Here is a 2,653-nt window from a genome sequence, read left to right as displayed (position 1 = left end):
TAAGGATATTTTTTATCTATAGAGTAATAGAATATATGATTTTCACTATTCAATTTTTTTATATAAGCAAATTTTATAAAGAAATTTTTATAATCATATTTAATAATTGTATTAAGATCAACGTTATCACTAGTTATAATTAAATTTTGAAGTTTTCCTTTTTTATCATTTAATATACCGTAAATATTATCCTTATCATCTATATCTAGCCAAATGTCTATAAATGAGTACTCGCCGTTAAATAATATACGTGAATCTATATTATTTAAATCAGAATCTATATTAGTAGAGACAATATTTTTACCAAGTTCAAATAAGGTTAGTCCTTTATTAATAGAATTTTCAACTAAGATAGAGGTTTTATTTATAAAAGGCATAATATCCCTCCTTAAAAATATTCATATTAATATGTATATTAAAAGGCGATTTTTTATACATAAATTATCAAAAATAATAAATATATTAATCTAACAGTAACATGTACCCATTAAAATCATATATTTTATATAAGAAGAGAATATGGTCTTTTCTAAATAAATAATCAGGAGAGGATATATGACATGAGTGAAGTAAAAGACAATTTAGGTCAAGATTGTTGTGGATGCGAAAAACCAGAACCAATTGAAAAGCCAAACAGATGCCAAGAGGGATGTTGTTCTCCAAAGGAGATACCAGCTCCATTGGATATATGTACAGCGAAGGGTATCCCAGTATTAGCTGACAGAATATACGACTGCGTAAATTTAGAAGATAAACAGAAAAAATATTTAAAAGACATTCAATTTTGTATAACATCACCACTTGATAATTATAAACAAGGGGATGAAATATGCATAAAAACTATTATAGTTAAATATAAATGCATAGGATTAATAGATGAAGAAATAGAAGTGAGAATCGATAATCTAGAGAATGAAGTATGTTTCCGTGCATCTAATGAATCTGAAAGTTGCAAATGTGAATTTGAATGTAATGGAAATACTGTTAAGAAAAAATTATATAACATATACAAAGGAAGCAAGACACTAGATGTTGATTGTTGTGAAGAAGGCAGAAAAACTATAATAGGTGAAGATTGTCTAGATTTTCATATTTGCAAAGCTAAGCTTATAGTTAAGGGTAAAATAGGATGTGAAGATTTCAGAGCAGAAACTGAAGAATTTAGCGGATCATTATGTGAAGGATTTGGATTTAACAAAGCAGATTTCTTTGGAACAATATGCTTACCATCAGGAAGAAATAGAATATACTTTGAAGAAGTTTTTGATGCATGTCTTTCAATTGATTGTATAAGAGCAACACAAACTTTTAATTCAACAAATAAATTCTGTGCAGATGCTTTTTCAACTTTATTAATAGACAAAACAATATATGCTATTGTAAAAGAGGAACTTATAGTATATACAAATACAAATCCAGGAAGTATTGGATGTACAGATGGAAGAATTGGTTCAAACTGTTACTACAATGGATAAAAACATATAAACGGCTAATTATTAATTGTTTAAGCATAGCCTTATGTAATAAAATCTTCTCATTATACATATGTATAATGAGAAGATTTGTTTTTTTTGATAAAGGGGTGAAGGAAAATGAGTAAAAGGAATGATAATAAAATATTTGCCAAAGTTTTTGATCTTATATATGATATATTAAATACGCTATCAGATAAAAGTAATAATGAAATTAATATGGAAATAATTACGGTAGATGGAGTAAGAAAAGAAATAAAAATTACTAATAATAATGTAGATTTAATTAGAATGAATAGAAACATAATAATAATAGATAAAGAAGCATTACGTTTAGAAGATATAGTAAAATTAAAGATATTAGATACTAATTTGGATGATAGGATTAAAGATATATTTATAACAGAAGTAGAAAATATTATTGAAAAGGAAATAATACAAGAAAATAAAAATTCAGGCTACTATAGAGGAAGTAATAACTCATCAAAGGAAAAGAGTATAGAATGGTATATACATGAAAATAAAAAGAATATCAATAAAATTTGTTGCAAGGGATCAAAATGTGATAGTTATATAAATAATATTAAATCTGTGGATAAAAAGGAAGCTTTAAGTCACGATACATCATTAGATATAAAAAGAAAAGCCGTTTTGGAAGACTTCAAAGTAAATGTTGAGGAGAATAGTGTGTTAAGCTCCATAGAAAATAATAAAGAAAAAGTAATAAAAGATATTGAAACTGAAGAAATCCTTGTTTTAACTAATAACTCTGATGAAGTTGAAGTTGCAAAACCTATAAAAGTAGAAGAAGTGGGAGTAGTAACAGATATACATATGGAGGATTGTAAAGTAATTACAAATCAATCGTCTACAAAAGTAGTTAAAGATATTAAAGAAAAAAAATCAAATGCAGTGATAGATATAAAGGCTGATTATGAAGAAAAAATAATAGGCAATGTTAATACGGATATTCAATTAATTGAACCTGAAACTGTAGATATTTTGATTGTTGAACCTAGTAATAGAAATATTAACAAAGAAGAAATAAAAGATAAATACCTAACCTTTGATCCAACAGGGGAGAATTATATAGGTATAGTACTTGATGACGGAACCTTTGAACCACTAAAAGTATCTATGGAAACTATAACAATAGTACCTAATAATATAAAAAATATATT

At 25.9% G+C, this 2,653-nt stretch carries 3 protein-coding genes; 2 read left to right on the top strand and 1 reads right to left on the bottom strand.

The window, feature by feature from the left end; genetic code table 11:
- The coding region (locus NSA58_RS18590; protein ID WP_330652606.1) for a hypothetical protein at nt 1-377 on the bottom strand (377 nt) is incomplete at its 3' end.
- A gap of 183 nt (nt 378-560) precedes the next feature.
- On the opposite strand from NSA58_RS18590, the gene NSA58_RS18585 reads away from it, so the two are divergent.
- Nucleotides 561-1,475, top strand: coding sequence for a hypothetical protein (locus NSA58_RS18585; protein ID WP_074080052.1), 915 nt, complete (start codon nt 561-563; stop codon nt 1,473-1,475).
- A 117-nt stretch (nt 1,476-1,592) separates the two neighbouring features.
- On the top strand, nt 1,593-2,653 hold a 1,061-nt coding region (locus NSA58_RS18580), incomplete at its 3' end, for a hypothetical protein (RefSeq protein ID WP_257560823.1).

Origin of the sequence: Terrisporobacter muris, assembly GCF_024621905.1 — a bacterium.
Classification (GTDB): Bacteria; Bacillota; Clostridia; order Peptostreptococcales; family Peptostreptococcaceae; genus Terrisporobacter; species Terrisporobacter muris.
Note: the sequence above shows the minus strand (reverse complement) of the source record. Positions and strands in the feature narration are given on the sequence as shown.

Excerpts from the sequence above, each read along its gene's own strand:
- NSA58_RS18585 (WP_074080052.1), top strand. The coding sequence starts at position 561 with ATGAGTGAAGTAAAAGACAATTTAGGTCAAGATTGTTGTGGATGCGAA.